The organism is Termitidicoccus mucosus (genome assembly GCF_038725785.1).
Taxonomy (GTDB): domain Bacteria; phylum Verrucomicrobiota; class Verrucomicrobiia; order Opitutales; family Opitutaceae; genus Termitidicoccus; species Termitidicoccus mucosus.
In genome coordinates this window covers 989820-1004077 of record NZ_CP109796.1, presented here as the reverse complement: position 1 = coordinate 1004077, position 14258 = coordinate 989820, and the positions used below count along the sequence as shown (strand labels likewise).

At 60.3% G+C, this 14258-nt stretch carries 7 protein-coding genes; 2 read left to right on the top strand and 5 right to left on the bottom strand.

Annotation, left to right across the window (positions count from 1 at the left end; translation table 11 throughout):
* Nucleotides 1-26 precede the first annotated feature (26 nt).
* Together OH491_RS03460 and OH491_RS03455 are read right to left on the bottom strand one after the other, a co-directional pair.
* Nucleotides 27-3044, bottom strand: coding sequence for a TonB-dependent receptor domain-containing protein (locus OH491_RS03460; protein WP_068769320.1), 3018 nt, complete (start codon nucleotides 3042-3044; stop codon nucleotides 27-29).
* A 369-nt stretch (nucleotides 3045-3413) separates the two neighbouring features.
* Nucleotides 3414-7544 carry an autotransporter domain-containing protein gene (locus OH491_RS03455; RefSeq protein ID WP_068769321.1) on the bottom strand — a complete coding sequence of 1377 codons (4131 nt, stop codon included), beginning with the start codon at nucleotides 7542-7544 and terminating at the stop codon, nucleotides 3414-3416.
* Nucleotides 7545-7596: 52 nt separating this feature from the next.
* Between OH491_RS03455 and OH491_RS03450 the strand changes: the two genes are divergently transcribed.
* Complete coding sequence (locus OH491_RS03450) at nucleotides 7597-7941, top strand: hypothetical protein (protein ID WP_145928629.1); 345 nt, start codon at nucleotides 7597-7599, stop codon at nucleotides 7939-7941.
* Nucleotides 7942-8076: 135 nt separating this feature from the next.
* On the opposite strand, the gene OH491_RS03445 is transcribed toward OH491_RS03450, so the two are convergent.
* A complete protein-coding gene (locus OH491_RS03445) occupies nucleotides 8077-9072 on the bottom strand; it encodes an alpha/beta hydrolase (RefSeq protein WP_068769323.1) in 996 nt (331 codons plus the stop codon).
* Between the two features lie 285 nt (nucleotides 9073-9357).
* Here OH491_RS03445 and OH491_RS03440 point away from each other — a divergent pair, with 285 nt between their 5' ends.
* Nucleotides 9358-10533, top strand: a complete 1176-nt coding sequence (locus tag OH491_RS03440; protein ID WP_068769324.1) for a xylose operon transcription regulator XylR — start codon at nucleotides 9358-9360, stop codon at nucleotides 10531-10533.
* 245 nt (nucleotides 10534-10778) lie between these two features.
* Here the strand turns inward: OH491_RS03440 and OH491_RS03435 are convergent, their stop codons facing one another.
* Both OH491_RS03435 and OH491_RS03430 read right to left on the bottom strand, forming a co-directional pair.
* Nucleotides 10779-12083, bottom strand: a complete 1305-nt coding sequence (locus tag OH491_RS03435) for an MFS transporter (RefSeq protein ID WP_068769325.1) — start codon at nucleotides 12081-12083, stop codon at nucleotides 10779-10781.
* Nucleotides 12084-12105: 22 nt separating this feature from the next.
* On the bottom strand, nucleotides 12106-14112 hold the full coding sequence (locus OH491_RS03430) for a tetratricopeptide repeat protein (protein WP_334319135.1): 2007 nt from the start codon (nucleotides 14110-14112) through the stop codon (nucleotides 12106-12108).
* Nucleotides 14113-14258 lie beyond the last annotated feature (146 nt).

Genomic DNA, 14258 nt, shown 5'->3' with positions numbered 1-14258 from the left:
CCGTCCTCTGACTTCCGACCTCCGGATCACCATTCCCCCCTGATGGAGACCCTGAAGGAGGTGCCGCCTCGCACGCTTTGATAGAGCGGCGACCCGGCGTCCGGGAACTGCGGGAAATTCCGCATGTAGGTGTAGGGCTCGTCGAAAAGATTGCGGATGTGGAACGACAGGGAGTAGGTGCGATTGAATTTGTATCCGCCGCCGAGATCAACCTGGGTGCGGTGGCGGCTGTAGGTGATGCCCGTGTCGCTGATGGGGAACTCGTCCGTCCAGTTGTAATTTGTATAGATGTTGAATTTGCGGTAGGTGAACGTGAGCCCGGCATTGACGGCATGGGGAACGACACGGGTGCTGATGTAATTGGCGTAGGCGCGGGTGTAATTGGCGCGCAGGACGAGGCGCTTGAGCGCCGGGGCGATGAAGCCGAGGTGCTGCCGCCAGCCCACCTCAAGGCTGCGCATGCGGGTCTCCCCCGGCCGGTTGCGACGTATGTTGAACTCATAGCCGGGATACTGCTCCGCCATATCGGCCAGCTCCCCGGGCAATTCATCGCCCCACACGGACGACTGTTCTATCTTGTTTTTCAAGTCGTTTTGATACGCGCCCACGCTCAGGTTGCCGACACCTTTGAAATAATAGTTCAGTTGCGCGCCGTAGGAGCGCCCGTTTTCAACCTGGAGATAAATATTGGGCAGGGAGACGACGCCCTCGGCGTGGTTGACGGTGGTGACACCCGTAAGGTCGCTGTAAGTGGGACGCCTGATGGTCGTGCTCATGCCGAGCTTGATGTCGAGATTTGTCGTGATGTCATACTTGAGCGAGGCACTGGGGAAAAAATTATCGTAGGCGTTTTTGCGGTGCCGCCAGGGGCGGGAGAAGAACTGGTAGTTGATGCCATCCAGATACGTGGCCCTGCCCGTGGTGGGATCAAAGGGATGACCCGCGGCGGCGAGCTCGGCCTCGGTGCGGGGATCCGGCTCCAGCACGTCGGTCATGGTTTTTTCATGACGCAGGCCGGCGCGCACATGAAGGCGTTTGTCGAGCAGCATGCCCGTGGCCATGAGGTAGGCGGCGTCGATGCATTCGCTGAAATCCCGGTGATCCCGCACCTTGGCATTATAATAATCGGAGGCGTAGGTCGTGGAGTCGGGCGCGTAGGTGACGAATTCCTCGGGATGCTCGCGGTAGTATGCCCCGATGGCCTGCAGATTGGCCATGAAAAGCGTGCCTCCGCTCAATGTCTCAAACTGCATGTTATGCCCGCCCATGTCGAAGCGGTAGGCACTCTTGAAATTTCCCCAATTTGCGCCGCCGTTCCAGGTGGCGCGGCCCGTGTAGTAGTCCTGGTCGAAAGTGCGCTTTTCATCGCGCCTCTTCAAGCCGGCCTTCCACTGGATGGGGAAAAGCCAGCGCGTTAACAGGGAGGCGTTGATCTGGGTGGTGAGGAAACTCTGGGTGGAGTCCCGTCCGTCATCGGGAAACAGGGACGGCTTGGAAAAGACGGTGCCGCTGGCAATGTCGGGGCCGGATGTCTGGGTGAATTTGAAATCGGTGGCGTCGGCTCTGTTGCTGAGGCGTTCGACCCGGTAGCGGACATTCGACGTCGTGAGGGTGTTGAGGTTGTAAATGCCCCCCGTGCGCCCCATGGACGCAAGCCAGCTCATGGAGTCGGAATGCGAGACCAGGCCCTCGATGCTGAAATCGCCGATGCGGTATTCAAACCGCGGGGTGAGCGTGACGGTCTGGGTCATTCTCGAAATGGTGCGGAAATTGGCGGTCACCCGTGAGGCGCCGGTGGTCTCGAAACGGGACAGGATGTCGTCGCCGCCGAGGACTGAGCCGGGGTTGGCGCGGGTGTAGCCTGTATCGAAGGTGACGGTGCGCCGGAGGTTCCACAGGCGCGAGTAGTTGTATATCAAGCCGAGGCCCACCGCGAGCCGCGGGGTCACGCGCCAGTCCCCGCGAATCGTGGTGGCAAAGCGACGGTTGGTGCGCGGCGATTGCAGCAACGCCATGGATGTCGGCACATAAGGGCGCGGGTCGGCGGGGGTGGGGTTGTAGTCAACGTTATAGATCAAGCGGTGCTGCTCCGAATAAATGTCGGAGTCGCTCACGTTGATGATGATGCCGTATTTGTTTCTCACGGCATGGGAGAACTCGACGATAAAGCCGGGGCGGATTTTGAACACACCGCCGTTGTCGTCGGGACCGTAGGTCTTTTGAAAAGTGGCGCCGGCGCCGGAGGCCATGGTGAGGGTGGCTTGCGCCATGAGGTTGGTGCCGCGGCGGGTGAAGGCGCTTTTGCTGCGCATGTTGACCGTGCCGGCGGGGGCGTTGGCATCGACGTCGGCGCTGATGGTGCGGGAGACTTCCAGCGAATCCATGCTGCTGAGCGAAATGGCCGAGAAGCTGGTGGCCCGGTTTGTAGTCTCCGCATCCGCCGTGGCCAAGGCAAGGCCGTCAACGGTGACGTTGACGTATTCGGCGCTGAGGCCGCCGAAGCTCACGCTGGTCACTTCGCCAAGCTCGGTGTTTATAAACACGCCGGGAACGTTGCGGAGAAACTCGCCGATGTTGCCCTCGGGGTCGTTGCCAAACACATCCGACGAAACGACCTGGGTCAGGTTCATGGAGGCGCGCTGGTCCATGATGGCCTTGGCCTGGCCTTCGCGCTCGGCGGAAACGGTGAATCTTTCAAGCTGCACGACGTCGTCGTCGCGGGACGCCGGCAGCTCGAAGTCTTTCGTGGTGGTGGCGCCGGCGGCAACGGCAACCGTGGCGGCGACGTTTGAGTAGCCGGCGTAGCTGAGTTCCAAGGTCACCTCTCCGGGCGTCAGATTGCTGATGTGGTAAAAGCCTCCCATTTCGGAGACGGCGGTTTCGCCGGTCTGCGCGACGCGAATCCTTGCATTACTGACGTATTCCTCGGTCGAGGGGTTGTAAACCCGGCCCGTGACGGAGCCGGTGCGCACGGTTTGCGCGTGTGCGGAAGGGAGCGCGAGCAGGGCCGTGAGGAGAAGGATGGGTAATTTGGCGAGTTTCATGGCAGGGTGTGAAATAGGAATTAAGATTTTAAAAGCGGGGCACTGCGTGCCCGACAAATGCGCGATTTTGCCGCGCGGGGATGCGGATATATAGTGAGTGTGTGTGGGGGGGTAGTGGTTTTATAAATTTTGCGAGTGAACTTGGGCCGTGGGCTCCATTTTTAAATATTAAGGGAGGATCTAAAATTAACAGCGAAGGACGCAAAGGGAGCGAAGAAAACAATATTGATGAAGATCATTTATTTATAATTAATTGTGATAAAGTAATTATGCTATTATTAATGCTTTTCGATCTTTGCGTCCTTCGCTGTCAAAATGGATTTTAGAAATTCCCTTAATTCTTAATTTCTGGCGGGCGAGGCGGGCGCCTCACCACGCAATAGCAATGCCGGCAGTGGCTGTCGTGCCTTGCGTGGACGCAGTGTCGAACCACGCGAAGCCCGCCTGAAGGGTGATGTTGCGGCGCAATTCGAACAGCAGGCCGCCGCCAAGCTCCGCGCCGCCGCCGCCGAAATTATGATTGAATGTCTCGCGCGCCACAACAAGGCGGCCTTCGCCGCCGAAATCGTAGAGCCAGCCCGCATGAATATACGGGGCGCACTTGAGGCCGTTTTTCCAGACGCCCTCGCGACTGAGGCGCAGGCCAAGGCGGGTTTCCCGCGAATTGGCGCTGTCAACGTCGTAGTGGCGCCCGAAGGCGTCGGTGGCTCCCTCGATGTTGTGTTCCTGGTAAACGAAGCGCGCGGCGGGTTCGAGACGCCACTTGCCGGTTTTCCCGAGGGCAATATCGTATCCGGCGGAGAACGAGCCGCCCCAACTGTAACCCGTGGTGGCGAAGGGCGCGACGCGTGTGGCGCCGATATTGTATTTCTCCGAGCCAAGGCGCAGGCGTGCGTCAACGTGCAGGCCGCCGATATTCCATGCGCCATACATGCCGTAGCCCGTGGAGGTGGCGCGGCTGTAGGTGGTGCGCCCGGGCAGGTGCATGTCGGATTTTGCGTAGTCAACAAAGAGGCCGAAGATGAAAGCGCCTTGGCGATCGGCAAACCAGTCGATGCCGGCCTGGATGCCCTGCGTGTCGGCGTCGGCGCGCGGGGAGGTTTCGTAGTGATCGTAGCGCACGGCGCCGAGATTTTCGCTGCGCTGGAGACCGGCGGCCCAGAGGTGTTTTTTCTGCCCCGTGTTTGTCTCGCGGGCGGCGAGGAGCCGGTTTTCGATGGAGGCAAACGACGCGCGGCCAATGAGCAGCACGGCGGCGTCCAGCATGCCGAAGGCGCTGGCCGGTTCGATGACGAGCGTGCGCCAGCCGCCGGCGCCGCCGTTGAGTGAAAAATCCCAGCGGTATTGGCCGCCGCCGAATTCGACGGTGCCGTCGTGGACAAACGCGTCCGGGGCAACGCTGCCGGTGACGGTGAGCATGTCGCCGAGCGCGGGCAGCAGCGAGGTGTCGCCCTTCAAACGCTCGGCGCTGGGCTGCTCCTGCAACGAGAGGCGGGTGACACCGTCGGCGTTGCCGTTGATGATGAAACGGTCGAACTCCATCGCGCCATTGGCGTTGAAGGACATGTCGAGGCGGATTTCCGCGCCGGCGGCGCCGGTGTAGTTGCCGGTGAAGGTCATCACGCCGTGCTGCGCAGCCTGGTTGGCGGCGCGGCCCACCTTGATGACACCGGCATTGGTCAACTGTGGAGCGGAGAAGGCTCCCGTGCCGTGGAGCGCGGCGCCGGGCGCGATGTGAAACGCCGCCGCCGCGGCGAGCGTGGCGGCGGGCTTGATGGCGAGCGCGCCTTGGGAAATGGTCACGGTGTCAACCGTGATGGCGCCGGTGACTTCAAGCGCGCCCGTGCCGATCTTGAAGAACGCGCCAGTGCCGGTCATTGCGCCGGAGTACACCGCGCCGGCGTCGCCGACGCCGAGCGCAAGGGCGGCGTTGTTTGTGATGGACGCACCGCGCAGGTTTCCGCCGCCGGCGGCAAGCGTGCCGCCGGTGATGGTGACGGCCCCGGTATGCACGGCGTCGCCGGTGATGGTGAGCGTGCCGTCGCCGGTTTTTTCGAGCGCGCCCGCGCCGGAGACGCCGGCGGCAAGCTCAAGCGTGCCGTCGGCGATGTCGAGGGTGGCGGTTGCGGCGCCGGCGATGCTGACTTCGGCGGCGAGCGCGCCGGTGCCGGAAAGGACGCCGACGAACGTGCCGCCGGAGCCGGTGAAACTGATCGGAGCGTGCCCACCGCCGACGGTGGCGGTGCCGAGCTGGGCGACGTCGTTGAAGACGATGGCGCCGCCGGAGATTTCGATGCCTCCCACAAAATTGTTCGCGCCTGTGTTTTCGAAGGTAAGCGTGCCTGCGCCGGATTTATTGAGTTTGCCCGTGACGCCTGTGAGATTGGCGCTGCCGCTCGCAGTGATGATGGTCGTGCCGGAAGTGATGCCACCCGCGCCGTCAAAGGTGTAATCGGCGTCGCCTGAAACAGTGATGTCGGAAACTCGCGTATTCTGGGTGAGCGTGATCGTGCGGTTGGCAGGGTTGGCGGCGTCCGTGACGCCGTCGAAGATGACGGTGTCGAGGGCGGCGTAGTTTTTGGTGTTGTTGGAGCCGGTCCAGTTGTCGTCGATGACGTTCCAGAGTGCGGAGGCGGAGCCCGTCCAGATGAGGCTGCGCGAAATATCGGCGTCGAATAAAATCAGGAGGTCGGCGCCGGCGGCAGTGGTGAAGGCGGTCTGGCGGAGGCCGCCTTGCGCGGCGCCGTCAATCGTGATGGTGCTGCCGGCCAGCGCGCCGAGACCGGAGAGCGTGTAGGAGCCGGACATGCCGAGTGTGAGGTCGATGGTGTTCACGCCGGCAATGCTGACAGTTCCCCCGATGTCGATGATGCTGTCGGATGCGTCGAAGAGGCCGAGTTTGAGGGTGGAGTCGGCAAACGTGAGGTTGCCGCCGATGGAGAACGCCGCCGCACCCGGGGACGCGGGCGCGAGCGCGAGCGTGGTGTTGTTGAATGAAACATTGCCGGTGATGGCGCTGCCAGCGGCGGCGGAGAGTGTCTGGCCGGCGGTGCGCGCAAGTGAGCCGGTGAGCGTGCCACCGAAGGCGAGCGTGACGGCCCTGGTGTTGTCAAGCGTGGCTGCGCCGGAGAGCGTGACGGCGCCCGCGGCCACGATAAACGCGCCGGTGAAGCTGGAGGCGGGGGTGAGCGTGAGCGAGCCGGCGCCGAGTTTGTTGAATGCGCCGGTGCCGGTGAGGGTGAGGCTGTGAGCGTCGGGCGTGTCGAGGAGGAGAGCGCCGTCAACCAGGATGGAGTCGCCGCGGATGCTCGCGGTCGAGCCGGCGAGGGTGCCGGAGCGCACGATGGTGCCGCCGGTGTAATTGTTGGAGCCGGTGAGGGTGGTGAGGCCGCCGCCGTTGACCTCGACGGCGAGCGAGCCGGCGAGATTGTTCGCGAACGTGTAATTTGCGTCGCTGTGCGAAAACAAGACGCGCGCGCTGCCGGCGCCGCCGGTGATAGTGACGGGGCTTGTGCCGTTTGTGCCGGTGATGGCGCCGGCACTAGCCCCGGCGATTTCGAGCAGGCCGGTGGCGGCCTGGGCGAGGGTGATGGTGCCGGTGCCGACGCGCACGGAGCCGCCGTCGCGCAGCATGAGCGTGCCCGTCCCGCTGCCGCCGATGCGAAATTCCCCGTTGCCAACATAAGTGCCGGCAACATCGAGGGTGCCGCGGGAACCGGCGCCGTTGCCAATGGAAGTGGTGCCGGTGGCCCTCATGGAGCCGCTGGGAGTGACATTGACAGTGCCGGCGCCATTGCCGCCGATATTAATGTAGGTGCCGGCAGAAAGGCTGCCCGCGAGGTTGAGGAGACCGACGCTTCCGGCCGACTGGCCAACATCCAAGTAGGTGGAGATTGATACAACGCCGCCGGAGGCGACATCCATGGTGCCCTGGCCCTGACGCCCGAGCAACATATAGGAACCGACATCCAAGGTGCCCTCGACGTTGGCGAAGCCCCTGCCAGCGGCAGTGTGGCCAAAGTTGAGATAATCGATGGCTTGCACAGTGCCACTGGAGGTAATATCAAGGTAGCCGGTGCCGGAATAGCCGGTTATAAGATAGGAACCGATGTGCATGAGCCCCCCGACGATGGCACGACCAAGACTGCCGCCGCTTGAGTAGCCGATATAACCGTTGCTGGTAGTCCAGTCCACACCGCCGGCTTCGATGACAAGCGTGCCGGAGGAACTCGCGCCGTAGCCGACATAGAGTGTGGCATTGGCAGCCAAGACGCCGGTGCCGATGGTGACGTGACCGGTTCCGATGTAAGCGCTGTCAGTATCGAGAGGGGCGCCGCGCAAGGCACCGGTGGCGCTGCCTTCGCGCCAGCCGTTGGGAGTGAACCAAGTGCCCGTGACTCCAGGGTCCCAATAAATATTGGCGGCGGGGAGCAAAAGGCTGAAAGCCTGAAGGCCGAAGGCCAGAAAGAGGCAGCGTGTGAAAGCGCGGAGTGTTTTCATAAGATGCGGGTGGGTGGACGAAGAAAACTAAGGATTAAAAATGGGGCGGCGGATGTGGCATCGAGTAGCGGGGCGAGCATGGCCGCCTGCGGCGGCAACAGCGCAGGTTTCGCCTGCGCTGTTTCGGGATGATGTGATTTGCTTGTTTTCCTGTCTTGGTGTCTTTCTGCTCACTACTCGCTGCTGGTTTTCATGCTTTTCTTCAGAAGCCTATGCTGTAGCGGAGGCATATCTGGTGTCTGGAGTTGCGTATGCCGTTATGGGTATACCGGACGGTGTCGTTCAGGTTTTTGATATTCACGCCGATGATGTGGTTGAAATTGGTGGTGCTGCGATTTCGTTTGGTGCGGAATCCATACTGAACGCAGGCATCGAAGATCATGATGATATTTTTTAATTTCACCACAGAGGGCACGAAGATGAAAAGAGGCTATATGAAATGATCAGTGTTCTTCGTGTCTGCGATGAGTTTATTGTTTTGATTATTCATGGATGAAATATTTATAAACCAGCGTGCTCCCGCTCCCTGCCCCTAGTTCCGGGCCATGTCGAGGAGGTTGGGGCAGGCGAGGTCCTGCCAGCGGATGTTTTTCATCGGGGAGCGGTTTCCTTTGAAACTGTGGTTGGCGCCGGGGATGCGCCAGACGGTGAGGTCTGCGCCGAGTTCGCGCGCTTTTTTCTCCATGAGAAGCGCGTGGCCGACGTTCACCTTCGGGTCGGCCTCGCCCTGAATGATGAGTGCGCGGGGGGAGTCTTTTTTCAGCCACCAGAGCGGGCTGACTTTTTGGGCGAGTTCGCGCGTCTCGGAACGGAGGCCGCCGAGCCGTTCGACGAACCACTGCTCGGTCTGGCGCACCTCGTTTTTTCCCCATGCCTCCGGGGAATAGAAGGTGCAGGGAGGGCAGGCGGCGACAGCTCCGATGAAGCGAAATGTCGCGCCGGCAAGGCCGGAGTCGCCGGGGAATTGCGCGGGGTCGGCCAGCAGCACCATCAGCGACAAGTGGCCGCCGGCTGAGCTCCCGTGGGCGAGGAAGCGCGTCGGATCAAGGCCGTATTGGGCGGCGTTTTTGGCGATGAAGCGGGCGGCGTCGAAGCAGTCCGTGACGCAGTCGGCGAGAGTGAGGCCGTTGCCTTTCTTGGTGAAGCGGTAAGTGACCAGAACAAGAGCGAGGCCGTTATCGCTGAAAAATTGCACATCGGAAAGCGAGTGGCCGTAGCGGTTGCCCGCGCTCCAAGCGCCGCCGTGTAAATAAAACACCACCGGCGTGCCATTCGGGAAAAGCGCCTTTCCGTCTTTGCCGGTTTTTGTTTTCGGCAGGAAGAGGTCGAGGGTGATGTCGTCGTCACCGACTTTTTTGTAAACGAGATCGGCATGAAGGTCGGTGACCCCGGCCTTGAGTTTCATGCCGGCTTCCTGACTGGCGTTGCGTCTGGCTTGCGGCAGCGGCGCGGCACCGGCGGGCGGAGGCGCGGCGAGCGCAAGCGCGGACAAGAGGAGCAGGGCGGAGAGGCAGGCGGTGGTTTTCATAAACTATAGATTCTGATTGGTGGTGAGGGTATTTTTTGATGGGAGCGGACGTGGTTCAGCCCGCATGGTTTAAGCGGCGTGTTTGGAGTGGCGTAGGGGGCGCAGCCCGGCGATGCTGCTTTGAAGATGCGAGCGGCATTAGGCTGTTTGGGTTGTGGTTGAGGGTACCTGATTTTTGACGCCAGCGTGGATGATCCGGGCATGGCTGTCTAGTGCCGGAATTACGCCAACATATACCGATTTTGCGTCATTGACTTTTCCTTCCGGAATACATGAGGTCCATGGATGGATGGACGAAAAAAGGCCCTCGCACGGCGGAAACCGGGCAAGCCCCTGCGCGTGGCGGTGTGCATAGGCACACGCGACCAGTGGGGCCGCGAACGGCTGCTCGGCTTCCTGCAATATGCGCAGAAGCAGAACTGGCAGACCTACCGGATCCAGCAGGACAACAAAAGCGTCCTTGTCCGCGACGCCCTCCTCGCCTTTGACGGGGCGATCATTTTCGACTGCCTGGACCAGGGGTTTCAAAAGATGCTGAAGGAGGGTGGCGCGGTGTGCGTGGAGACCGACTCGCAGAACCTGCACCTGGCGGACGCGGCTGTGTTCCAGGATGACGCCATGCTCGTGCGCGCGGGGGCCGGGCACCTCCGCTCGGCCGGCTTCGAGCACCTCGGGTTCTGCGGGTTCGCCAACAACCCCACCTCGGACACGCGGCTGGCGCATTTTGTGGAGCAGACGAATGGCGCGGGCCATGTCTTCAAGGATACATGGCTCGACGGCCCGGTGGACATCACGCCGCTGATGCGCTGGATCAAGGCGCTGCCCAAGCCCGCCGGCGTGCTGGCCTGCGACGACAGGATTGGCGAACGCGTGCTGGAGGCGTGCCGCTGGGCGGGCATCCGCGTGCCGGACGAGGTCGGGGTGATCGGCGCTGGCAACGATGAGTTGATTTGCGAAATGACGCAGCCGCGCCTTTCCAGCGTGGTGCTGCCGACGCGGAAAATCGGATGGATGGGGGCGGAGATGCTGGAGCGGCTGATGGCCGGAAAAAAGGTCAAGGAAAAGTGGCTGTCGCTCGCTCCGCTGGACATAATCAGCCGCACCTCGACGGACAGGCTGCCGGCGGCGCGTCCCGCGGTGCTCAAGGCGCTTGAGTTCATGCGTGCGGAAAGCCACCATCCGATTGGCGTGGATCAGGTGACCGCCGCCGCGGGCGTGTCCCGGCGCACGCTTGAGCGGATATTTTCCGCCGACGTGGGAAAGACCGTGCATGATTATCTCGTGCAGTTACGGCTGCAGGGCGCGAAGCAACTGCTGAGGCAGACGGACATGCCGCTCGGTGACATCCCGGTGCAGAGCGGCTATTTGTCGCAGTCCGCGTTCGTGCAAATGTTTGCCACGCAGACGGGGATGTCCCCGTGCGAATACCGCGACCAGCACAGGCAGCATTACCGAGGGTGAGGTTCAGCCCGGGCACCGGTTGTGTGCCGATCCCCCGTGGATAAAAATCCGGCTTCTTCGCGCTCTCTGCGCTGCAATATCGCAACATCACGCGCGCACGCGTATAGATGCCCCTATGAAACGACTGCAATCAAAGCGAACCTTCTTTAACCGCTAATGAACGTGTCTATGAATGAAGTGCCTACGAGTCTGCGAGTGGTTTGACCTGACCTGATCGCAGGGCGGGGCGGGATGCTGGGAATTTTTCAAGAGAGGTCAATGCGGTCGCGATGGAAGGTGCGCAGTCTTGCCGCCAGAAGCGCGAGGGCGCCGAGCACCCAGAACACGCCCGTCGCCGCGAAGCCATACGAGAAGCCGTTCTCCGGCAGCCGGTCCTTCACCATGCCCATCAGCCAGGGCATGAAGGAGCTGGGGATAAGCGCGAGCATCGCCATCACCCCCCACGCCATGCCGCGGAAGCGCGGCGGGATCACATCGAAGAGCGAAGCCTGGGTGTTGCTTTCATACACGCCGCGCAACAGGCCGAAGAAAGACATGGCAACGCAAACCGACACAAGGCTTGGCGCAAGGCCCATCCAAACAATAAACGGCACACCGAGGGCCATCGAGACCAGTTGCAACTCCAGCCGCACGGCGGGACGCTTGCTCACCAAATAATCCGATAACACGCCGCCGGCAATGATTCCCACGAACGCCGCGAGATAATGGAAGAACATCGCGTAGCCGCCGGCCATCGTGAGTGAGAGCGAGGGGAATTTTTCGAGGAGCAGCTTGGGCGCGAACACTATGTAGGCGGAGTGCGCGCAGTGAATCCCGGCGAAGCCGCAGGTAAGCAGCAACGCCGAGGGCACGCGGAAAAATAAACTGAAGGACTGCCAGAAACCCGGCGGGGGGCCGTCGGAATTTGTTTTTTCAACCGGGCTGGAATCCGTAATTTGGGAACTTGGAGTTTCCTCGTCCAAGACGGGCACCCGTGTGTCACGGAGACGGAACATGAACACAAAGCCGAGCAGGATGCCTGCGCCACCGTAAGTATAGAAGGCGTGGCGCCAGCCCCATTGCTCGGCGACCCAGCCCGCGATGAAACCGCTCGTCATGACGCCGACGTAAAATGCAGCCTGATGGACGGACAGGGCAATGCTGCGCGTGGTCGTGTGAAACTTCGCCACCAGCGCGTAGGCCGCCGGAGCGTAAAAAGCCTCGGCCCCGCCGGTCAGCACGCTGCGCAACAGCACCAGTCCCACCACGCCGCCAACGACGCCGGTGAACAGCGTCGCCACGCTCCAAAGGATGAGGCAGAAGGTGATGAGGCGCGCCTTGGGCAGCCGGTCGCCGGCGAACCCGGCGAAGGGCATCAACACCGCCATCGTCAGAAAAAGCACGGTGGCGACAAGGCCGGCCTGCGACTCGGTCAACTGCAGATCGACCGTGATCTGCGGCAGCACCACGCCGTAAATGGCGCGGTCGGCCTGGTTGAGCAAAAAGGCCACCGAGAGCAGCGCGAGCATCTCCCATTTGTAGCCGTGCCAGAACGGTCTTTTAGAGGACATTGTTTTTGGTGGTTAATTAATTTCAAACATCAATCCTGTCCTTGATGCAATGGAATGCGTATATTCTAAAATCATGCGGATTAAGATCCCCGGCTTTTTTAATATGATCCTCCGCATTCCCAAATTTTCCCAACCCCAGCGAGGCATACGCTTTTAAAACATATCCTTCCACAAGGTTGTTCTTTACAATGTCGTTCTCAAACGGCAGCGGCGACGGTGAGCCGACGCCATAATAAGTGCGACGGTCGCGGTTTTCGATAAGATTATCGCCCGCGCGCATCATCTCCTCCAAAACTGCGCCGGCCTCGGCAAATCGCCCGAGCTTCCGCAAGGCCAGCGCCCGGAACATTGAAAGCTCCGAAACGGCGGCTTTGTAAACCGCGGCCTCTGCAAAGGCTCCCATCGAATCCAGCCCTTGTTTTTCAAGCAGCAGCCCCGTGAAATAATACACATGGGCCTCCTGATTGAAGAAGGTTTTGGCCTCGCCATACGACTTTGGCATGTTGATGCCGTCCTTGTATATTTCGGCCGCCTTCCCTAAGTCGCCCTTCCCGGCAAGCTCGTTGCCGTATAAAACGTGCATCCAAGCGTGCTGCCGGGTCAGTTTTCCCTCGCCGCCCTCGTATATGTGGAAACGTCTTGTTTTGGCAAGCTCGATGGCCGTGGAGTAATCGGCCGTCATGGATTTTAATGTCAAATAATCCAGATAGCTGTCATCCCGCATCAACATTAAATTTTCATGCTTGTCATACACCGCCAGGCGTTTTTCTGGCGCGATATTCATGTTTTTAAGCAAGTGCTGGTATTCAAACAGGAGGCGCGGCTCGGTCGTGTCGCTTTCCAGTGCTTTCTCCATGCGGGTTTTTGCGGAAATGAAGTCGCCTTTTTTATCAAAATAGGCCAGGGCAAGGTTTCTGAGCGCCTTGGCGTGGCCTCCGTTTCTTTCAATCGCTTTTTCCCAGCATGACATCGCCGCGTCATAGCGGAATTTGTCATAATACAAGCAGCCTAAATAATAGTATGCGTTTGCCCCGGCGGGATAGAGCGCGATTCCGCATTCGAGCGCGGCCATGTCTTCAAGCCGCGAGGGGAAGCAATATCCGGTATCCTGGCTGTCGGCTTTTTTGCAGTATTCGGCGGCCTTGTCCGCCTGTCCCATTTTGTCATGGCACAGGGCGCGATAGTAGTCGAACAATGGATAATCGACGCCGGTCAGACCGAGGGCAAAAAGCGCGTCGTCATAAAATCCGGCACCAATGTAGTCGCACGCCACATCAATAAAGTTCTCGGGCTTGCCGCCGTATGTTTCGATTATCTCTTTATCATCACCAAGGCGGGCCAGCTCGACCCGCGAGAACATGTCCAGCGGGTCAACAAGCCCGGCGGTCCTCGCCGCCTCCCGCGCTTTTTCCGCGCATCCCAGCTTTCTGAAGATGGCGGCCTTCAAATTCAACGCCTTTGTATGGCCCTCATGCAAGCCCGCCGAAACATCCAGTTTTTCAAGCGCGTCGGCGAATTTGCCGTTCATGCAATCAATGTTCGCCAGCTCGTAATATGCGGCCCCCCTGTGGGCGTAATTCCACCCGGCCTTGAACAAAACGTCATACGCTTCATCGTATTTTCCAAGATATTTAAGGGCGAGCCCCTTGAGATACATGGCCTCCGTATCCACGGGGTGCTGGTTTCTTAGCGTCAGCCGTTTTATGGCCGCATCGCTGTAGCCCACGCATTTTTCAAATTCGCCGTTTTTCAGGCACAGGCGCGCAAGGGCGGTGTTGCAGCGGACGTCACCCGGATCACGGTTCAGGCCCTCAATATAATAGTCCTTTGCATCGTAATTGTGCTGTTTATACTGCTCCAGGTGCAAGCCATTGATATACAGTTCCTCGATATTATTGATTTCCGAGGGGCGCAAGACGGGCTTTCGCGGTTCAATGGGTTGTTTTTGCCCGCGTTTATAGGTGGTGTATTCCACCAGTTTTTTCCCATCGCGCGAGGAAAGGGAAACGGTCACATCCTCGATGTTCATGTCTCCCATTGGGATTTCCCTCAGCCATGCCGCCTTCGGGCTTAGGTTCGCGACATCCTCGAATACAACATTACCCTTGTGCGCGACGCTTATCCGCGCGCCGTCAAAGGAGCCGGTCACATTAAAACCGAAAAACAACCTGTCCT

Bases quoted from the DNA above. Each gene is read 5' to 3' on its own strand.
- OH491_RS03445 (WP_068769323.1), bottom strand. From the start codon at position 9,072: ATGAAAACCACCGCCTGCCTCTCCGCCCTGCTCCTCTTGTCCGCGCTT.
- OH491_RS03455 (WP_068769321.1), bottom strand. From the start codon at position 7,544: ATGAAAACACTCCGCGCTTTCACACGCTGCCTCTTTCTGGCCTTCGGC.
- OH491_RS03450 (WP_145928629.1), top strand. From the start codon at position 7,597: ATGTGGCATCGAGTAGCGGGGCGAGCATGGCCGCCTGCGGCGGCAACA.
- OH491_RS03440 (WP_068769324.1), top strand. From the start codon at position 9,358: ATGGATGGACGAAAAAAGGCCCTCGCACGGCGGAAACCGGGCAAGCCC.
- OH491_RS03460 (WP_068769320.1), bottom strand. From the start codon at position 3,044: ATGAAACTCGCCAAATTACCCATCCTTCTCCTCACGGCCCTGCTCGCG.
- OH491_RS03430 (WP_334319135.1), bottom strand. From the start codon at position 14,112: ATGAACATCGAGGATGTGACCGTTTCCCTTTCCTCGCGCGATGGGAAA.
- OH491_RS03435 (WP_068769325.1), bottom strand. From the start codon at position 12,083: ATGTCCTCTAAAAGACCGTTCTGGCACGGCTACAAATGGGAGATGCTC.